A 16,368-nucleotide genomic window follows, 5' to 3' on the forward strand; every position below is an offset into this window, starting at 1 on the left:
TCAACGCCATCCGGAGACAGCCATGAACAAGCTCTCGTTAACCCGCCGCGCTTTCGTCACCTCGGCCAGCGCCTTTGGCCTAGTCGGCGCCTCCGGTCTCGCGTTGCCTTACTATTCGCGCGCCAATCAGCGCCCGGCCTTCACCCACGGCGTCCAGTCCGGCGATATCGACGCCACCTCCGGCGTGATCTGGACCCGCACCGACCGGCCGGCGCGCGTGATGTACGAAGTGTCGACCACCGAAAGCTTCGCCGACGCCGTCAGGCTGGCGCCGCTGGATACCTCGCCCGCCAGCGACTATACGGTGAAGCGACTGCTCACCGACCTCGCCGCCGACCAGGACATTTTCTACCGGATGACGGCCGCGGATCTTTCCGACATCAACGCCGTCTCCGAGCCGATCGTCGGCCGTTTCCGCACCGCGCCGGCGTCGAAGCGCGACGTGCGCTTCGCGTGGTCGGGCGACACCGCCGGCCAGGGCTGGGGCATCGACGAGACCGGCATGAAGACCTACTCCACCATCGCCAAGCATACGCCTGACTTCTTCCTCCATTCCGGCGACACGATCTATGCCGACGGCGCCATGAAGGACGAGGTCGACCTGCCCGTCGGCGGCAAGTGGAAGAACGTCGTCATGATCGACGGCAAGCGCAAGGTTGCCGAAACGCTGGACGAGTATCGCGACCAGTGGAAGTACAACATGATGGACAAGCACGTGCTCGCGCTTAGCGCCATCTGCCCGACCTTCTACCAGTGGGACGACCACGAGGTGGTGAACAACTGGTCGGATTCGAAGGACCTGACGACCGACAACCGCTACACGGAAAAATCCATCCATGTGCTGGCGGCCCGCGCGGCGCGCGCCTTCCACGAGATGACGACCATCCGCTACGAACCTTCGGAACCGGGACGCGTCTATCGCAAGATCGCCCACGGGCCGCTGCTCGACGTGTTCTTCCTCGACATGCGCTCCTATCGCGGCCCGAACGGCCCCGACATGGAGGACACGCTGACGCCGAAGTCGCGCATGCTCGGCGAGCAGCAGACGCAGTGGCTGAAGCGCGAGCTTGCGAATTCCAAGGCGACCTGGAAGATCATCGCCGCCGACATGCCGCTCGGCCTCGTCGTTTGGAACGACGCGGCCAAAAAGGCCGGCGCCGAGGCGGTCAGCAACGGCGACAATGGCGCGCCGAAGGGCCGCGAGCTCGAATTCGCCGACCTGCTGCGCTACATCAAGAACGCCGGCATCACCAACACGGTGTGGCTGACCGCCGACGTCCACTATACGGCGGCGCATTACTACAATCCGGACAAGGCGCAGTTCCAGGATTTCAACCCGTTCTGGGAATTCGTCTCCGGCCCGATCCACGCCGGCACCTTCGGTCCCAACGATCTCGACATGACCTTCGGGCCCGAGCTGAAGTTCATCAAGGCGCCGAGCGCCGAGCAGGGCCAGAACCTGCCGCCATCAGCGGGCCTGCAGTTCTTCGGCCTGGTCGACATTTCCGGCGCCACCGAGCAACTAACGGTGCGGCTGATGGATCGCGACGACAACGAGCTCTACAAGGTCACGCTCGATCCGGTGCGGTCGGCTTAGGGTCGGGACGAGGCACCCCCCTATTTCCTGCCGGACTGTCCGGCAGGGCACGGGGGCATGTGCCGGAGTGCTACCGTTGTCAGAAAGCCGTCCGCAATTAGTCCGGATAGCAGGTCGCGGGAATGTTCGGCCAGACGGCGGTGTCGCAGTTGGCTGCCTTCTGGCGCTGCTTGAAGGCGGCGCTGACCGGGCCGGTGACGATCGGGTCGACCCCGTCCGGGGCGTCGGCAAACATCTGCTGCGCGGTTTTGGCATCAGGGGGCGAGGGGTCGGCTTCTCTCAGGGCAGCCGCCGACTGCGCGGCGCCAGCCGCGACAAGCACGCCAAGCGCTGCCCACGCGAAAACCGGACGCAATCTGGACATCTGATCGGTCATGAACATGAAATTGCCCGGCCCCTCAAAGGTTCCGCGTTGGTTAACAGAATCATTTCACACCAAGACGTTTAAGAATCAGTGACCATTTATTTGGGGCGGGGCCTCCCCTTTCGCAATTGCGAAAAACCTTGTATGAGCCGCCCAACCGAAAAAGGCGGCGCTTTCGGGCCTGCTGCCTGCAACGCTCCCGAGACCAGACAATGAACCTCCGCAATATCGCGATCATCGCGCATGTCGACCATGGGAAAACCACGCTCGTCGACCAACTCCTGAAACAGTCCGGCGCCTTCCGCGAAAACCAGCGCGTCGCCGAGCGCGCCATGGACTCCAACGACCTCGAAAAAGAACGCGGCATCACCATCCTGGCCAAAGCGACCTCGGTCGACTGGAAGGGCACCCGCATCAACATCGTCGACACGCCCGGACACGCCGACTTCGGCGGCGAGGTCGAGCGCATCCTGTCGATGGTGGATTCGGCGATCGTGCTCGTCGACGCCGCCGAAGGGCCGATGCCGCAGACCAAGTTCGTCGTCGGCAAGGCGCTGAAGGTAGGTCTGCGGCCGATCGTCGTCATCAACAAGATCGACCGCCCGGACGCTCGTCACATCGAGGTGGTCAACGAGGTGTTCGACCTGTTCGCAGCGCTCGATGCGACCGACGAGCAGCTCGACTTCCCGATCCTCTACGGCTCGGGCCGCGACGGCTGGGTGTCGGAAAATCCGGAAGGCCCGAAGGACCAGGGCCTTGCGCCACTGTTCGATCTCGTCGTCAAGCATGTGCCGGCGCCGACGGTGCATCCCGGTCCGTTCCGCATGATCGGCACCATCCTCGAGGCCAATCCGTTCCTCGGCCGCATCATCACCGGCCGCATCGAGTCGGGCTCGCTGAAGCCAAACCAGGCGGTCAAGGTGCTGCACCATGACGGCACGCAGATCGAGACCGGACGAATCTCGAAAATCCTCGCCTTCCGTGGCCTCGAGCGCCAGCCGATCGAGGAAGCCCAGGCGGGCGACATCGTCGCCATCGCCGGCCTGTCGAAGGGCACCGTCGCCGACACCTTCTGCGATCCGAGCGTGAGCGAGCCGTTGCATGCGCAGCCTATCGACCCGCCGACGGTGACCATGTCCTTCCTCGTCAACGACAGTCCGCTTGCCGGCACCGAGGGCGACAAGGTGACCAGCCGCGTCATCCGCGACCGGCTGCTGCGCGAGGCCGAAGGCAATGTGGCGCTCAAGATCGAGGAATCGCCGGAGAAGGATTCCTTCTTCGTCTCCGGTCGCGGCGAGTTGCAGCTTGCCGTGCTGATCGAGACGATGCGCCGCGAAGGCTTCGAGATCGCCGTGTCGCGCCCGCGGGTCGTCATGCAGAAGGGCGATGACGGCCAGTTGCTGGAGCCGGTCGAGGAAGTCGTCATCGACGTCGACGAGGAGCACGCCGGCGTGGTCGTGCAGAAGATGTCGGAACGCAAGGCCGAGATGGTCGAGCTGCGCCCCTCCGGCGGCAACCGCCAGCGCCTTGTCTTCCACGCGCCGACCCGCGGCCTGATCGGCTATCAGTCGGAACTGTTGACCGACACGCGCGGCACCGCCGTGATGAACCGGCTGTTTCATGCCTACGAGCCGTACAAGGGCGAGCTGCCCGGCCGCACCAATGGCGTGCTGATCTCCAACGAACAGGGTGAGTCGGTCGCCTATGCGATGTGGAACCTGGAGGACCGCGGCCCGATGATCATCGATCCGGGCGTCAAGGTCTACCAGGGCATGATCATCGGCATCCATTCCCGCGACAACGACCTGGAAGTGAACGTGCTGAAGGGCAAGAAGCTCACCAACATCCGCGCCGCCGGCAAGGACGAGGCGGTGAAGCTGACGCCGCCGGTCCGCATGACGCTGGAACGCGCGCTGGCCTGGATCCAGGACGACGAGCTGGTCGAGGTGACGCCGAAGACCATTCGGCTCAGGAAGCTCTATCTCGACCCGAACGAGCGCAAGCGCTTCGAGAAGTCGGCCAAGGTGATGGGCGCGGCGTAGGGTTTTAGCCCAGGCAGTTACTCAAGGGAGGAGCAGCGCTCCCTCTCTTTTCACTTCATGCACATGCGGCCGAAACGACAGCGTCACGGCCGCTCTCGCCGGAGAGGTCGACGCGTACCACCATGCCGTCGCGCACCGGCCTGCGCAGGGCTTTGGCGCCGCACGGTTCGATGGCGAGCAACCGCCGCGCCTCCCAGGCCTGCAGCCTCGACCGGGAGATGCCGAGCTCGCCGGCGAGCAAGCGGTCAAGCCGCAAGGGCGTTGCGGCATCGAGCCGAAGCTCAAGCCAAAGCGCCGTCGCGCCTTCCGGCCTGCCATCCAGCGGCTCCTTTCGCACCGTGACTTCGGGAGATTCTTCGATCCGCCCGACCCGATTTCTGAGCGCCACGGCATCGAAGCCATAGTGTCGGACCAGCGTCGGATCGTTGCGCTCGAGTGCAGCCAGCAGCGCCGGTGCGATGTCGCGACGGTTGCATCGCTCAAAAATGGCGCGGTTCCAGGAATTGTCGCAGTCGGTGCAGCGATAGATCAGCCAGGCATCGATGCGCTTGCCGTTGGCGTTGACGCGGAACTTTCCGCTGCATTGGTGAGGTTTGACGCCGCCGCAGCGATTGCAGTTGATGAGAGGTCGAGGCGCGACTGCGGGCGAGATCGCCCAGCGAATGCGCAAAGTTCGAGACATGCCGATAGGCCCTTCCCGTCGGAAGTCCGTCAGCGCGGCAATGTCCGAGATGCCCATGCGGGCACGGTGTGGCGAAAGGCTGTAGCGGTTGAAAATCAGGCGCCCGCGCGATTGCGCGACGGCGGCTCAGCAATGCCAAACCGGTCTCGCGCCGCCGCCTGAAGAACACATGAAATGAATGCAGGTGCCGCCAAAGCGCGCCTGCGCTGCTTTCGGGAGTAGACGAGACCGGCGGTTACTGAGGCAAAGTGAAACTCGAAATCGGAAAAGGATCGGGTCTTCTAGCCGTGCGACGGCGGGCGGGCAAGAGTATGCCGCCCGCCGTGTTTCACTGTGACGACCTTCGGGCGCTTTGGCGCTACATCATCTCGATGATCGGCGCGACCTCGACGCTGAAGGCCGGGTTCATCAGGATCGGACAATCCCTGGCCTTGGCGACGGCATCGTCGATATCCTTCGCTTCGACGATCGTGTAGCCGGCGGTTGGATTGCTGCCGCCATTGTTCTCGACCGCGCCGCCGGGCAGCACCGTTCTCGACATGCCGACAGGATTGCCGCCGTCGATCACGGCCGAACCCAGCTTGTCGTACCAGCCGGTCCAGGCATCCATCGCAGCTTTGCGCTCGGCCTCCTCGGTCGGCATCTTGCCGGAGCCGTGATAGACATAGAGAAATTTCGCCATGTTCTCCTCCCTTTTCGGCAGCGTCGAGCCGGTATGCGGCAGCGCCGCCTGGCGGTATGCGGCTACCGCAATCCGATATGCGGCTACGCCGCAATCGTTGAAATGCGGGCTAGCCGCAATCATCGATATGCGGGCTAGCCGCAATCGTTGATCATCGACCCAAACGGCGGGGCGGGCAACGAGAAATTCGACGTTGCTAATGTGAGGCCGGTGAGCCTCACCTTGCCATGGCGTGGTATTCGGGGTTCGGTCGCATGTCGACCGCAGCGGCCACCCGGTTCGACATGTTGAAGAAGGCGGCAGTCGAGGCGATGTCCCAGATGTCGCGATCACTGAAGCCCACCTGTCGCAACGCGGCGCGGTCCCCCTCGACGATCTTGGCCGGCTCCTCCGTCAGCTTGACCGCGAATTCCAGCATCGCCGTCTCCCTTTCGGGCAAGCCGGCGGCGCGGAAATTCATCACCATCATCTCGCCAAGAGCGGGCTCACCGGAAAGCTGGCGCACCGCCGCGCCATGCGCGGTCAGGCAGTAGTAGCACTGGTTGATCGAGGAAACGGCGACCGCGATCATCTCGCGCTCCAGCTTCGACAGGCCGGACTCGCCCAGCATCAGCTCGTTGTACATGTCGGTGAAGGCGCGCAGCTTCTTCTCGTCGAAGGCGTAGGCCAGAAGCACGTTGGGCACGAGGCCGAGCTTTTCCTCGCATTTGGCGAAATAAGCCTTCGTCGCTTCGCTCAGCTCCGCCCGGGCCAGGTCGAGCGCCGTAATCCTGTCGGTCATATCCGTTCTCCTCGCAGGGTGAGCGTCGGTTCGATTTTCTTAAAGCGTCGTCAAACCTTTGTCGCCAAATAGCGCTCATCTGCTACCATAGACCCAAAAGCATGTGACGGGAGGGACTTCACATCATGGCCAGCCTGAAAACCGCAAGCCAGCCGAAAAAGACCAGCACGGCAAAAGGAGGCGCGGCAAGGGCAGGCGAAAAGCCCGGCAGGCTCGCCGACTATCTCCTCGCCCGCACGCCGGCCGAAGACATCGCCGCCTATGACGTCGCCGACCTCGAACGCGCCGCCGATCTCGCCGGCCGGGCGGTCGCCAGGCACAGAAAGGGCGATTGCATCATTGCCATAGACGTGGATTCCGGCGTGACGCGCCAGGGCCGGCCGATGACGGTCATCACCGTCGTCAACGACAACATGCCGTTCCTGTTCGATTCCATCCTCGGCGAGATCACCGAGAGCGCCGGCGAGCCGCTTTTGGTCACCCATCCCGTCATCGTCGTCCGGCACGGCAAGAGCGGCATCGAGGAGATCCTCGGTGACGGCGGCTCCGTCAAGGGCGAAACCAGCCATGACCGGCTGAGCGTCGTCCACGTCCATATCGGCCGCCTTTCGGCCGATCAGGCCGAAGCCCTGGCCGGCCGCCTGAAGAAGCTGCTGGACCAGGTGCGCGCCGCCGTCGCCGATTGGAAGCCGATGCTTGCCCGGCTCGATCAGGCCATCTCGGAATTCCGCTACGCGCCGGTGCCGCTCGACAAGGCGCATGTCACCGAGGCGATCGCCTTCCTCGAATGGCTGCGAGACGACAATTTCACCTTCCTTGGCATGCGCGAGTTCAACTACACCGGCGGCGAGAAGAGCGGCATGCTGGAGCGCGCCGACAAACCCGGCCTCGGCATCCTCGCGGATCCCGACGTCCTGGTTCTCAGGCGCGGCACCGAGGCGGTGTCGACAACGCCGGAAATCCGCGCCTTCCTGCATGGGCCGGAACCGCTGATCGTCACCAAGGCCAATGCCAAGTCCCTGGTGCACCGGCGCATCTATCTCGACTATATCGGGGTCAAAACCTACACCGCCAAGGGCGTGCTTTCAGGCGAGCTGCGCATCGTCGGCCTGTTCACCTCGACCGCCTACACGCGTTCGGTGATGAAGATCCCCTATCTGCGCTCGAAGGCCGAGACGGTCATCGCCAAGTCCGGCTTCAATCCACATGACCATTCCGGCAAGGCGCTGATCAACGTGCTGGAGAGCTATCCGCGCGACGAGCTGTTCCAGGTTCCGGTGCCGATCCTCAGGAAGCACGCCGAAGCCATCCTGGGGCTGATCGAACGGCCGCGCGTCAGGGCGCTGGTGCGGGTCGACCAGTTCGACCGGTTCGTCTCGATTCTCGTCTTCGTGCCGCGCGACCGCTACGACAGCGTCGTGCGCGAGAAGATCGGCACCTACCTGAAGACGGTATTCCAGGGCCGGCTGTCGGCATATTATCCGGCCTTCCCGGAAGGCGGGCTGGCGCGTGTGCATTTCATCATCGGCCGTTCCGGCGGCAAGACGCCAAAGGTCGAGCCAGCAACGATCGAGGCAGCGATCCGCGACATCGTGCGCACCTGGGACGATGCGCTGCGCGAAGCAGTGTCGGAATCGGGCGCCGATGCAACGCTCACGGCCATTGCCTCGCGCTTTTCGGAAAGCTATCGCGATTCGTTCTCGCCGGCCGTGGCGCTGGCCGACGCAGGTCGCATCGCCAGGATCGATGCGGCCAATCCGATCGCCATCGACTATTACCGCCATGCCGACCAGAAGCCGCACCAGGCGGCGCTGAAGATCTATCACCACGGCAGTCCGGTGGCGCTGTCGCGGCGCGTGCCGGTGCTGGAGAATATCGGCTTCCGCGTCATCAGCGAGCGCACCTTCGAGGTCGGCGACGAAGCCTCCGGCATGGTGTTCATCCACGACATGGAGCTGGAGAACAGCTACGGCAAGCCGATCGACCTCGGCGACGGCGCGCTGTTCGAGGATGCCTTCCTGTCGGTCTGGCGCGGCGACGTCGACAACGACGGCTATAACGGCCTTGCCCAGACCGCGGGTCTCTGGTCGGGCGAAATCACGATCCTGCGCGCCTACGGCCGCTATTTGCAGCAGGCCGGTATCCCGCAGAGCCAGGATTTCATCGCCGCCGCGCTCAACCGCTATCCGGAGATCGCGCGCGGCCTGCATCAGCTGTTCGTTGCCCGCCTTGGCCCGACGGCCGAGACCGAGGGCGTGGTCGCCGCCAAGCACCTCAAGGCCAAGATCAAGGACGCGCTGGAAGAGGTGCCCAACATCGACGACGACACCATCATCCGTCGTTACCTCAACCTGATCGAAGCCTCGCTGCGCACCAATCATTTCGTTACCGATACGAAAGACAAAGGACAGTCGCTGGCGATCAAGCTGGATTCGCAGGCGGTCGACGGATTGCCGGCGCCGCGGCCCTGGCGCGAGATCTTCGTCTACGGCTCGGAGGTCGAGGGCGTGCACCTGCGCTTCGGCCCGGTGGCGCGTGGCGGCCTGCGCTGGTCTGACCGCGCCCAGGACTACCGCACCGAGGTACTGGGTCTGGTCAAGGCGCAGCAGGTCAAGAACGCGGTCATCGTGCCGGTCGGCGCGAAGGGCGGCTTCTATCCGAAGAAACTGCCGATGAGCGCCGGCCGCGACGCCATCTTCGAGGCCGGCACTTTGGCCTACAAGAATTTCGTCTCCAGCCTGCTTTCGATCACCGACAATATCGGTGTCGACGGCATCATTCCGCCGGCCGGCGTGGTGCGGCGCGACCAGGACGATCCCTATTTCGTCGTTGCCGCCGACAAGGGCACGGCGACCTTCTCCGATACGGCCAACGCCATTTCCGAGACGCACAATTTCTGGCTGGACGACGCCTTCGCCAGCGGCGGCTCGGCCGGCTACGACCACAAGAAGATGGGCATCACCGCCAAGGGCGCCTGGGAAGCGGTGAAGCGGCATTTCCGCGAGATGAACCGCGACATCCAGACCGAGCCCTTCACGGTCGTCGGCGTCGGCGACATGTCGGGCGACGTGTTTGGCAACGGCATGCTCCTGTCACCGGCAACCAAGCTGATCGCCGCCTTCGACCACCGCGACATCTTCATCGACCCCGACCCGGACATGGCGGCCTCGCTGGCCGAGCGCCAGCGCATGTTCGCGCTGCCGCGCTCGTCGTGGCAGGACTATGACAAGTCAAAGCTGTCGGAGGGCGGCGTCATCGTCTCGCGCAGCCTGAAGTCGATAACGCTGCCGCAGGCGGCGGCCGCCGCGATCGGCCTCGCCAAGACCACGGCAACGCCGGTCGAGATCATGAACGCCATCCTCAAGGCGCCCGTCGATCTTTTGTGGTTCGGCGGCATCGGCACCTATGTCCGGGGCTCCGGCGAGACCAATGCCGATGTCGGCGACCGCGCCAACGACGCCATCCGCGTCACCGCGCTCGACGTGCGCGCCAAGGTCATCGGCGAGGGCGCCAATCTTGGCGTCACGCAGCGGGCGCGAATCGAGTTCGGAATGAAGGGCGGCCGCTGCAATTCCGACGCCATTGACAATTCGGGCGGCGTCAACTGCTCGGACGTCGAGGTCAACATCAAGATCGCGCTGGCGTCGGCCATGCGCAAAGGCTCGCTGGCGCGGCCGGTGCGCAACAAGCTGCTTGCCGAGATGACCGACGAGGTGAGCACGCTGGTGCTTTCCAACAACTACCAGCAGACGCTGGCGCTGTCGCTGGCGCGCAAGCGCGGACTGGCCGACATCGCGCACCAGGCGCGCTTCATGACGGCGCTCGAAGCGCGCGGCCTGCTCGACCGCGCCGTCGAGACGCTGCCTTCGCCGGCGGCGCTTGCCGAGCGCGAGGCTCGCGGCGAGCCGTTGACCAGGGCCGAGCTCGGCGTGCTGCTTGCCTATGCCAAGATCGTGCTCTTCTCCGACATCGTCGCCAGCGACGTGCCGGACGATCCGCATTTCGACCGCGATCTGATGGGCTATTTCCCGGAGCGGATGGCGAAGAAATTCGCCGGCGAGATCCGTGCCCACCGGCTGCGGCGCGAGATCATCGCGCGCGTCGTCGCCAACGATCTCGTCAACCGCGGTGGGCCGTCCTTCGTCAACCGGCTGCAGGAAGCGACGGGCCGCACCGCGGGCGCCGTCGTGCGCACTTTCGCCCTGGTGCGCGACGGTTTCGCGCTGCCTTGGCTCTACAAGGAGATCGATGCCCTCGACAACCAGATCGACGGCCAGACGCAGCTCGATCTCTACCAGGCAGTCAGCCGGCTCATCTTCATGACCAGCGGCTGGTACCTGAAGAACGACCTCTCCTCGGCGCCGCTCGGCCAGCGCATCGCCGACTTGCAGGAAGCGCGCAAGGCTTTGGAGCCAAAGCTCATCTCGCTGCTGCCGGCCTTCTCGCGCGAGCGGATCGAGGCGCGGCGGCACGACCTGACTGAGGGCGGCGCGCCCGACAAACTTGCCGAAAAGCTGGCGCTGGCCGAGGTGAGCGACCTGATCCCGGACATCGCGCTCACCGCACGCACGGCCAATGCCGATATCGTCAGCGCCGCCAGGGCCTTCTTCGCCGTCAGCGACGCTTTTCGCATTCCACGCGTCGAGGAGGCCGCGCGCTCGATCATGCCGCCGGACTATTACGACCAGCTGGCGCTGTCGCGCGCGACCGACACGATCGGCGCCGCAAGGCGCGGCATCGCGGTGGCGGCGCTTACCGGCCACGGCAAGGCGGCGGATCCGGTGGCGGCCTGGCTGGAAGCCGGCGGCGAGCAGGTCGGGCGAATCCGCGAGAGGCTGCAGGTGCTGACCGAAGGCGGCGACATCACCGTGTCTCGGCTGTCAGTGGCGTCCGGCCTGATGAGCGACCTGACGGGGATGTAGGTTTACCCGCCCCTTGCGGGGAGGGTCGCTGCGAAGCAGCGGGGCGGGAGGCAGCGCCGACCTCCATCCGGACCTGAGGCCCGATCTCCCCAGAAGGAAGAGGTCGCGGCCGGCGCTCTTGTTCCCGCTGACGCGGAGTGGAAACGCGCAAGCCACTGAGCGGCGGCGCCGTGCTTGTTCATTTGCATCGCCGCCCGAAAACATGCAGACATGCGCGGATCGCGGGGCGAGCGGACGATGCCGGAGGGGACATGGCCGAAGTAGCAGTGCAGCGGGCAACGGGGCGCGGCATCTGGGGCTGGATGTTCTTCGACTGGGCGGCGCAACCTTTCTTCACCGTCGTCACCACCTTCATCTTCGGGCCATACTTCGTCTCGCGCATGGCGAGCGACCCCACAACCGGGCAGGCGGCCTGGGGTTACGGCATCGCTGCCGCGGGTCTCGTCATCGCGGTGCTTTCGCCGGTGCTCGGCTCGATTGCCGACCAGACCGGGCCGCGCAAGCCATGGATCGCCTCCTTCGCGGCGGTCAAGATCGTCAGCCTTACGCTGCTTTGGTTCGCCGCGCCCGGCTCCAGCCTGTTCCTGATCGTGCTGCTCTTCTCGCTCGCCTCCGTGGCCGCGGAATTCTCCACCGTCTTCAACGATTCCATGATGCCGCGCCTGGTGCCCAAGGAGGATATCGGCAAGATCTCCAACATCGCCTGGGGGCTCGGCTATCTCGGCGGCATGGTGGCCTTGATCTTCGTGGTGCTGTTCCTGGCCGGCAATCTGGAAACGGGCAAGACGATCATCGGCCTCGACCCGCTGTTCGGGCTCGATCCTAAGCTCGGCGAGGACGCGCGCTTCACCGGGCCGATGTCGGCCGGATGGTACTTCCTGTTCATCCTGCCGATGTTCATCTTCACGCCGGACGCCATCAAAGGGCTTTCAATGGGCCCGGCGGTGCGAGAGGGCCTGTCGGAATTGAAGTCCACGCTCTTCGAGGTGCGCAAGCGCGTCGGCATCTTCCGCTTCCTCGTCGCCCGCATGATCTATCAGGACGGCGTCAACGCGCTCCTGGCGCTCGGCGGCACCTTTGCCGCCGGCATGTTCAACTGGTCGATCACCGAGATCGGCATGTTCGGCATCATCCTCAACGTCGTCGCGATCTTCGGCTGCTGGATCGCCGCGCGCCTCGACACTGCGCTCGGCTCGAAGGCCGTGGTGATGTTTGCGCTGATGCTGCTTTTGCTGGCTACGATCGGCGTCGTGTCGACCGGGCCAGGCTTCACGCTGCTCGGCCTAATACAACTGCCCACCACCGATTCCGGCGGCCTCTTCGGCACCGCGGCCGAAAAGGCCTACATCCTCTACGGCCTGCTGATCGGGCTCGCCTTCGGGCCGGTGCAGGCCTCCTCGCGCTCCTACATGGCGCGCAGCGTCACGGCCGCCGAGTCCGGCCGCTATTTCGGCATCTACGCGCTGGCCGGCAGGGCAACGAGCTTCCTGGCGCCGTTCCTGGTGTCGACGATCACCCTGGCCAGCGGCTCGGCACGGCTCGGCATGGCGGTGATTGCGCTGTTCCTCGGCCTCGGCATGGCAATCCTGGTCAGGACGCCATATCCGGCGGACAAGCCGGTGGAGTGATTTACCCTCCCCCTTGTGGGGAGGGTCGATCCGCGAAGCGGAGCGGGGTGGGGTCGGCGCCATCACCCCGCCCCGGTGCGCTCGCAGGCGAGCGCACCGACCCTCCCCATCGAGGGGAGGGTAGTGGCACTCAATGCCTGAAGTGCCGCACCCCGGTGAACACCATGGCGATGCCGTGCTCGTCGGCGGCGGCGATCACGTCCTCGTCGCGCATCGAGCCGCCGGGCTGGATCACTGCCGTGGCGCCGGCCTCGATGGCCGACAGCAGGCCGTCGGCGAAGGGGAAGAAGGCGTCGGAAGCGACGACCGAACCCCTGGTCAGCGGCTCGGCAAGGCCAGCCGCCTCGGCAGCGTCGAGCGCCTTGCGGGCGGCGATGCGCGAGGAATCGACGCGGCTCATCTGGCCGGCGCCGATGCCGACGGTCGAGCCGTCCTTGACGTAGACGATGGCATTCGACTTGACGTGCTTGGCGACGCGGAAGGCAAATTTAAGGTCGGCCATCTCGGCCGGAGTCGGCGCGCGTTTCGTCACCACCTTGAGCTCGAGGTCGTCGACCACCGCATTGTCCCGGCTTTGCACCAACAGCCCGCCGGCGACCGATTTGGCGACCGTGCCGGCGGCGCGCGGGTCGGGCAGGCCGCCGGTGACCAGAAGGCGCAAGTTCTTCTTCGCCGCTATGATCGCCGCGGCCTCGTCGGTGGCATCGGGCGCGATGATGACCTCGGTGAAGGTCTTCACGATCTCTTCCGCTGCCTCGACGTCGAGCATGCGGTTCATGGCGACGATGCCGCCAAAGGCCGAGACCGGATCGCAGGCCAGCGCCTTTGCGTAAGCCGCCTTCAGCGTCGCGCCCTCGGCCACACCACACGGGTTGGCGTGCTTGATGATGGCTATCGCCGCTGACCGGGTCGGATCGAATTCACCGACCAGCTCGAAGGCGGCGTCGGTATCGTTGATGTTGTTGTAGGAAAGCTGCTTGCCCTGCAGCTGCCTGGCGGTCGCGACGCCCGGGCGCTTGTCGCCGGAGAGATAGAAGCCGGCGCCCTGATGCGGGTTCTCGCCATAGCGCATCACCTGGTCGAGACCGCCGCCGAAGGCGCGCCAGGTCGGATGCTCGATTTCGAGCGTGTCGGCAAACCAGCCGGAGATCGCCGCATCGTAGGTCGCGGTGCGGGCAAAGGCCTTCGCCGCCAGCTTCTTGCGGAAATCGAGCGACAGCGAGCCGAGATTCATCTCGAGCGCGTTGAGCACCGATGCATAGTCGGCAGGGTCGGTGACGATGGCGACATAGGCGTGGTTCTTGGCCGAGGCGCGGATCATTGCCGGGCCGCCGATGTCGATGTTTTCCACGATCGAGGCGTAGCCGGCGCCGGAGCGGCGGACCTCCTCGAACGGGTAGAGGTTGGACACGACGAGGTCGATCGGCTGGATGTGGTGGTCGTGCATCGCTTTCGCGTGCTCGGGGTCGTCGCGCACGCCGAGCAGGGCGCCATGCACCGAGGGATGCAAGGTCTTGACGCGACCGTCCATGATCTCGGGAAAGCCGGTCAGCTCCGAAACATCGCGTACGGCCAGGCCGGCCCCGGCGATCTCCTTCGCGGTGCCGCCGGTGGAGACCAGCTCGACGCCGGCGGCGGCAAGGGCTTTGGCAAAGTCGATCAAACCGGTCTTGTCGAAAACGGAAAGCAGCGCGCGGCGAATCGGAACGAGGTCGGGCGCCGGAATGTTCTTGGCGGGGACGGCCATGGCTGGCGGCCTTTCAAGGCTGGTTGGGAACGTTCGCGGGCCGTAGCATATGAGGCTCGGAAATCAAGCGCGCAACTCGGGTTCCTTGGCCGCGAATCAGTTGTTCTCGGGATAGCCGGCGACGGCGACGCGCGTCAGCTGCCAGTGCACCTCGGCGATCTCCGAGGCCTTGAAGGCAAGCAAGATCTGCCGGCTGCGGCGCGGTCCGCCGAGCCCGGCGAAATAGATCGATTCCTCGATTTCCGGCGCCACTTCGGCACAAGTGAACACCCAGGTGTCGCCCTGGGAGGCCGCCAGGGTCAGGCGGCCCTGCTCGTCGTGCAGCAGGCCGATGTCGGGATGGATATGGAAGCGCACGGTGACGAAGTCGCGGCCATTGTTGCGGATCGCCGCACCTCCGGGGCGAAGGAAGCGGTCGCGGCCGGTCAGCACATTGCCGTTCTCCGCCAGCTTCAGCTCCCGCTCGTGCAGCAAGCCGAAGCGCGCGGCATAGCCGTCGTGGCGCGCGACAAAGCCCTGCACACCCTTCTGGTCGATGCGCTTGCAGGGCACGTGCTGGGGGCCGCCGATCAGCGGCGAGCCGAGCAGGTCGCTGACCCGCAACGAGTGACTGAAGCGCGCCGAGGACGTGTCGTTGACGGTGGCTGTCGAATGCGCGGCGGTGGCGCGGGCGAGCGGCCGGAATTCGGCGGCGCCATAGGTATCGATGCCTGCGTTGACGATGAAATGCTGGCGCCCGGAAGAAAGCTCGAAGGCGAGGCAGCCGGCATGCGCCGCGTTGGAGATGTCGACAGGCGGCGGCAGGCCGGTGTCGGCAATCACCGTGACGCCGCCAATCGACAGGCGCTCATAGCCGGAATGGGGCGCGTGCAGCAGCGGCGCGCCGACCGTGTCGTCATGACGCAGGATGGTGGCGATGCGATCGTGGATGGTGGCGCCCATGCCGTTGAAGCGGGCAAGGCTGCCGTCCTGGTGGCGGAAGAAGCGCAGCGCCGGCAGCATGCGGTCGATGGCGTTGATCAGCGCCGGCGGCGGCGCCTCGGCCTGGTTGGCATAGGTCTGGCGCAACGGCAGAAGGTCGGCCAGCAATTCCAGCACCGTCATCGGGTTGCGCGAGATGTGACCGCCGTCCGGCAGGATCTGGTGGTCGAGCTCCTCGGCCAGGTTGCGCGTGGCGGCGCGCAGCGCCGAGGCCGGCGCGGGTAGCGACAGGGTGGAGAAGGCGAGCGCGATGCGAGCGCGCAGCCTGTCCTTGCCGTCCGGCATCTCGCGCGCCATCGATCTGAGATAGCGGATCTGCATGGCGAGCGATTTGAGGAAGGCGCGGTAGAACGGGAATTCAGCGCCTTGCAGCACGACCGAGGAATGCTGGAGCCAGGCAATCACCCGCTTGGCTGTCGTGCCAGGCTCCCAGGCGACGCCCGATATCTGGTTGCCGTGCATGACGATCCAGTCCGAGACCAGGGCGCGAGCGTTGGCGGCGGCGAGTTCGGTGCCTGCGGCGCGCATATGGCGCAGCCAGCGGAAGCCGTGCAGCGACTTTTGCCAGCCGCGGTTGGGCACATTGATCTGGAAAGGCGATTTGCCGCCGGTCTCGACCATGTGGCCGGACAGCGGATAGCGGCCATAGTAGATTTCGAGCGCGATCTGCGGGTCGGCGAGCCTCAGATCCGGCGGCGCGATGAGGACGCGCTCGGGCGTGCGGCCGGAATAACGCCAGCGATAGATAGGACCGGCACGAAGGCGCCGGCGCGTTTTGCGCCAGAACTCCCTCGCGACAAGCGTCCAAAGACGCGTCGTGCTGCCGGCAGCAAGTGCCAAAACCCCTCCTGATAGTCGTCAGCCCCTAAGCACAAGCTTATATGATTCAAGAACTTATGCGAAGGCGGATTTCGCCGAAGTGAACCTCTTCACGCGGCCATG

Annotated in this window: 10 protein-coding genes; 4 read left to right on the forward strand and 6 right to left on the reverse strand. The window is 65.3% G+C overall.

What is annotated here, in order from left to right:
• Nucleotides 1-22 precede the first annotated feature (22 nt).
• Nucleotides 23-1,597 carry an alkaline phosphatase gene (locus CK218_RS09265; protein WP_095827486.1) on the forward strand — a complete coding sequence of 525 codons (1,575 nt, stop codon included), beginning with the start codon at nt 23-25 and terminating at the stop codon, nt 1,595-1,597.
• Between the two features lie 97 nt (nt 1,598-1,694).
• On the opposite strand, the gene CK218_RS09270 is transcribed toward CK218_RS09265, so the two are convergent.
• The gene (locus CK218_RS09270) at nt 1,695-1,979 is read right to left on the reverse strand and encodes a hypothetical protein (RefSeq protein WP_245434953.1); all 285 of its coding nucleotides are present in this window, start codon (nt 1,977-1,979) and stop codon (nt 1,695-1,697) included.
• Nucleotides 1,980-2,173: 194 nt separating this feature from the next.
• On the opposite strand from CK218_RS09270, the gene typA reads away from it, so the two are divergent.
• Nucleotides 2,174-4,003 carry a translational GTPase TypA gene (gene typA, locus CK218_RS09275; protein ID WP_067001463.1) on the forward strand — a complete coding sequence of 610 codons (1,830 nt, stop codon included), beginning with the start codon at nt 2,174-2,176 and terminating at the stop codon, nt 4,001-4,003.
• 55 nt (nt 4,004-4,058) lie between these two features.
• On the opposite strand, the gene CK218_RS09280 is transcribed toward typA, so the two are convergent.
• From CK218_RS09280 to CK218_RS09290, 3 genes are all read right to left on the reverse strand, one after another.
• Nucleotides 4,059-4,685 carry a DUF1062 domain-containing protein gene (locus tag CK218_RS09280; protein ID WP_095827575.1) on the reverse strand — a complete coding sequence of 209 codons (627 nt, stop codon included), beginning with the start codon at nt 4,683-4,685 and terminating at the stop codon, nt 4,059-4,061.
• Nucleotides 4,686-5,043: 358 nt separating this feature from the next.
• Entirely contained in the window at nt 5,044-5,367 is a 324-nt protein-coding gene (locus CK218_RS09285) for a YciI family protein (RefSeq protein WP_067324996.1), read from the reverse strand.
• A gap of 217 nt (nt 5,368-5,584) precedes the next feature.
• Nucleotides 5,585-6,148: a peroxidase-related enzyme gene (locus CK218_RS09290; RefSeq protein ID WP_067001468.1), complete on the reverse strand. Its 564-nt coding sequence runs from the start codon at nt 6,146-6,148 to the stop codon at nt 5,585-5,587.
• Between the two features lie 125 nt (nt 6,149-6,273).
• Here CK218_RS09290 and CK218_RS09295 point away from each other — a divergent pair, with 125 nt between their 5' ends.
• Nucleotides 6,274-11,070, forward strand: coding sequence for an NAD-glutamate dehydrogenase (locus CK218_RS09295; protein ID WP_095827487.1), 4,797 nt, complete (start codon nt 6,274-6,276; stop codon nt 11,068-11,070).
• A gap of 251 nt (nt 11,071-11,321) precedes the next feature.
• The gene (locus CK218_RS09300; protein ID WP_067001474.1) at nt 11,322-12,698 is read left to right on the forward strand and encodes an MFS transporter; all 1,377 of its coding nucleotides are present in this window, start codon (nt 11,322-11,324) and stop codon (nt 12,696-12,698) included.
• A gap of 130 nt (nt 12,699-12,828) precedes the next feature.
• Here the strand turns inward: CK218_RS09300 and purH are convergent, their stop codons facing one another.
• Together purH and CK218_RS09310 are read right to left on the reverse strand one after the other, a co-directional pair.
• Entirely contained in the window at nt 12,829-14,445 is a 1,617-nt protein-coding gene (gene purH, locus CK218_RS09305) for a bifunctional phosphoribosylaminoimidazolecarboxamide formyltransferase/IMP cyclohydrolase (protein WP_095827488.1), read from the reverse strand.
• Nucleotides 14,446-14,541: 96 nt separating this feature from the next.
• The gene (locus tag CK218_RS09310; RefSeq protein ID WP_095827489.1) at nt 14,542-16,266 is read right to left on the reverse strand and encodes a heparinase II/III family protein; all 1,725 of its coding nucleotides are present in this window, start codon (nt 16,264-16,266) and stop codon (nt 14,542-14,544) included.
• Between the last annotated feature and the right edge of the window lie 102 nt (nt 16,267-16,368).

Origin of the sequence: Mesorhizobium sp. WSM3879, assembly GCF_002294915.1 — a bacterium.
In the GTDB taxonomy this organism is placed as follows: Bacteria; Pseudomonadota; Alphaproteobacteria; order Rhizobiales; family Rhizobiaceae; genus Mesorhizobium.

What these genes read in the sequence shown, in the direction of transcription:
- CK218_RS09265 (WP_095827486.1), top strand. Translation starts at nt 23, where the DNA reads ATGAACAAGCTCTCGTTAACCCGCCGCGCTTTCGTCACCTCGGCCAGC.
- CK218_RS09270 (WP_245434953.1), bottom strand. Translation starts at nt 1,979, where the DNA reads ATGTTCATGACCGATCAGATGTCCAGATTGCGTCCGGTTTTCGCGTGG.
- typA (WP_067001463.1), top strand. Translation starts at nt 2,174, where the DNA reads ATGAACCTCCGCAATATCGCGATCATCGCGCATGTCGACCATGGGAAA.
- CK218_RS09280 (WP_095827575.1), bottom strand. Translation starts at nt 4,685, where the DNA reads ATGTCTCGAACTTTGCGCATTCGCTGGGCGATCTCGCCCGCAGTCGCG.
- CK218_RS09285 (WP_067324996.1), bottom strand. Translation starts at nt 5,367, where the DNA reads ATGGCGAAATTTCTCTATGTCTATCACGGCTCCGGCAAGATGCCGACC.
- CK218_RS09290 (WP_067001468.1), bottom strand. Translation starts at nt 6,148, where the DNA reads ATGACCGACAGGATTACGGCGCTCGACCTGGCCCGGGCGGAGCTGAGC.
- CK218_RS09295 (WP_095827487.1), top strand. Translation starts at nt 6,274, where the DNA reads ATGGCCAGCCTGAAAACCGCAAGCCAGCCGAAAAAGACCAGCACGGCA.
- CK218_RS09300 (WP_067001474.1), top strand. Translation starts at nt 11,322, where the DNA reads ATGGCCGAAGTAGCAGTGCAGCGGGCAACGGGGCGCGGCATCTGGGGC.
- purH (WP_095827488.1), bottom strand. Translation starts at nt 14,445, where the DNA reads ATGGCCGTCCCCGCCAAGAACATTCCGGCGCCCGACCTCGTTCCGATT.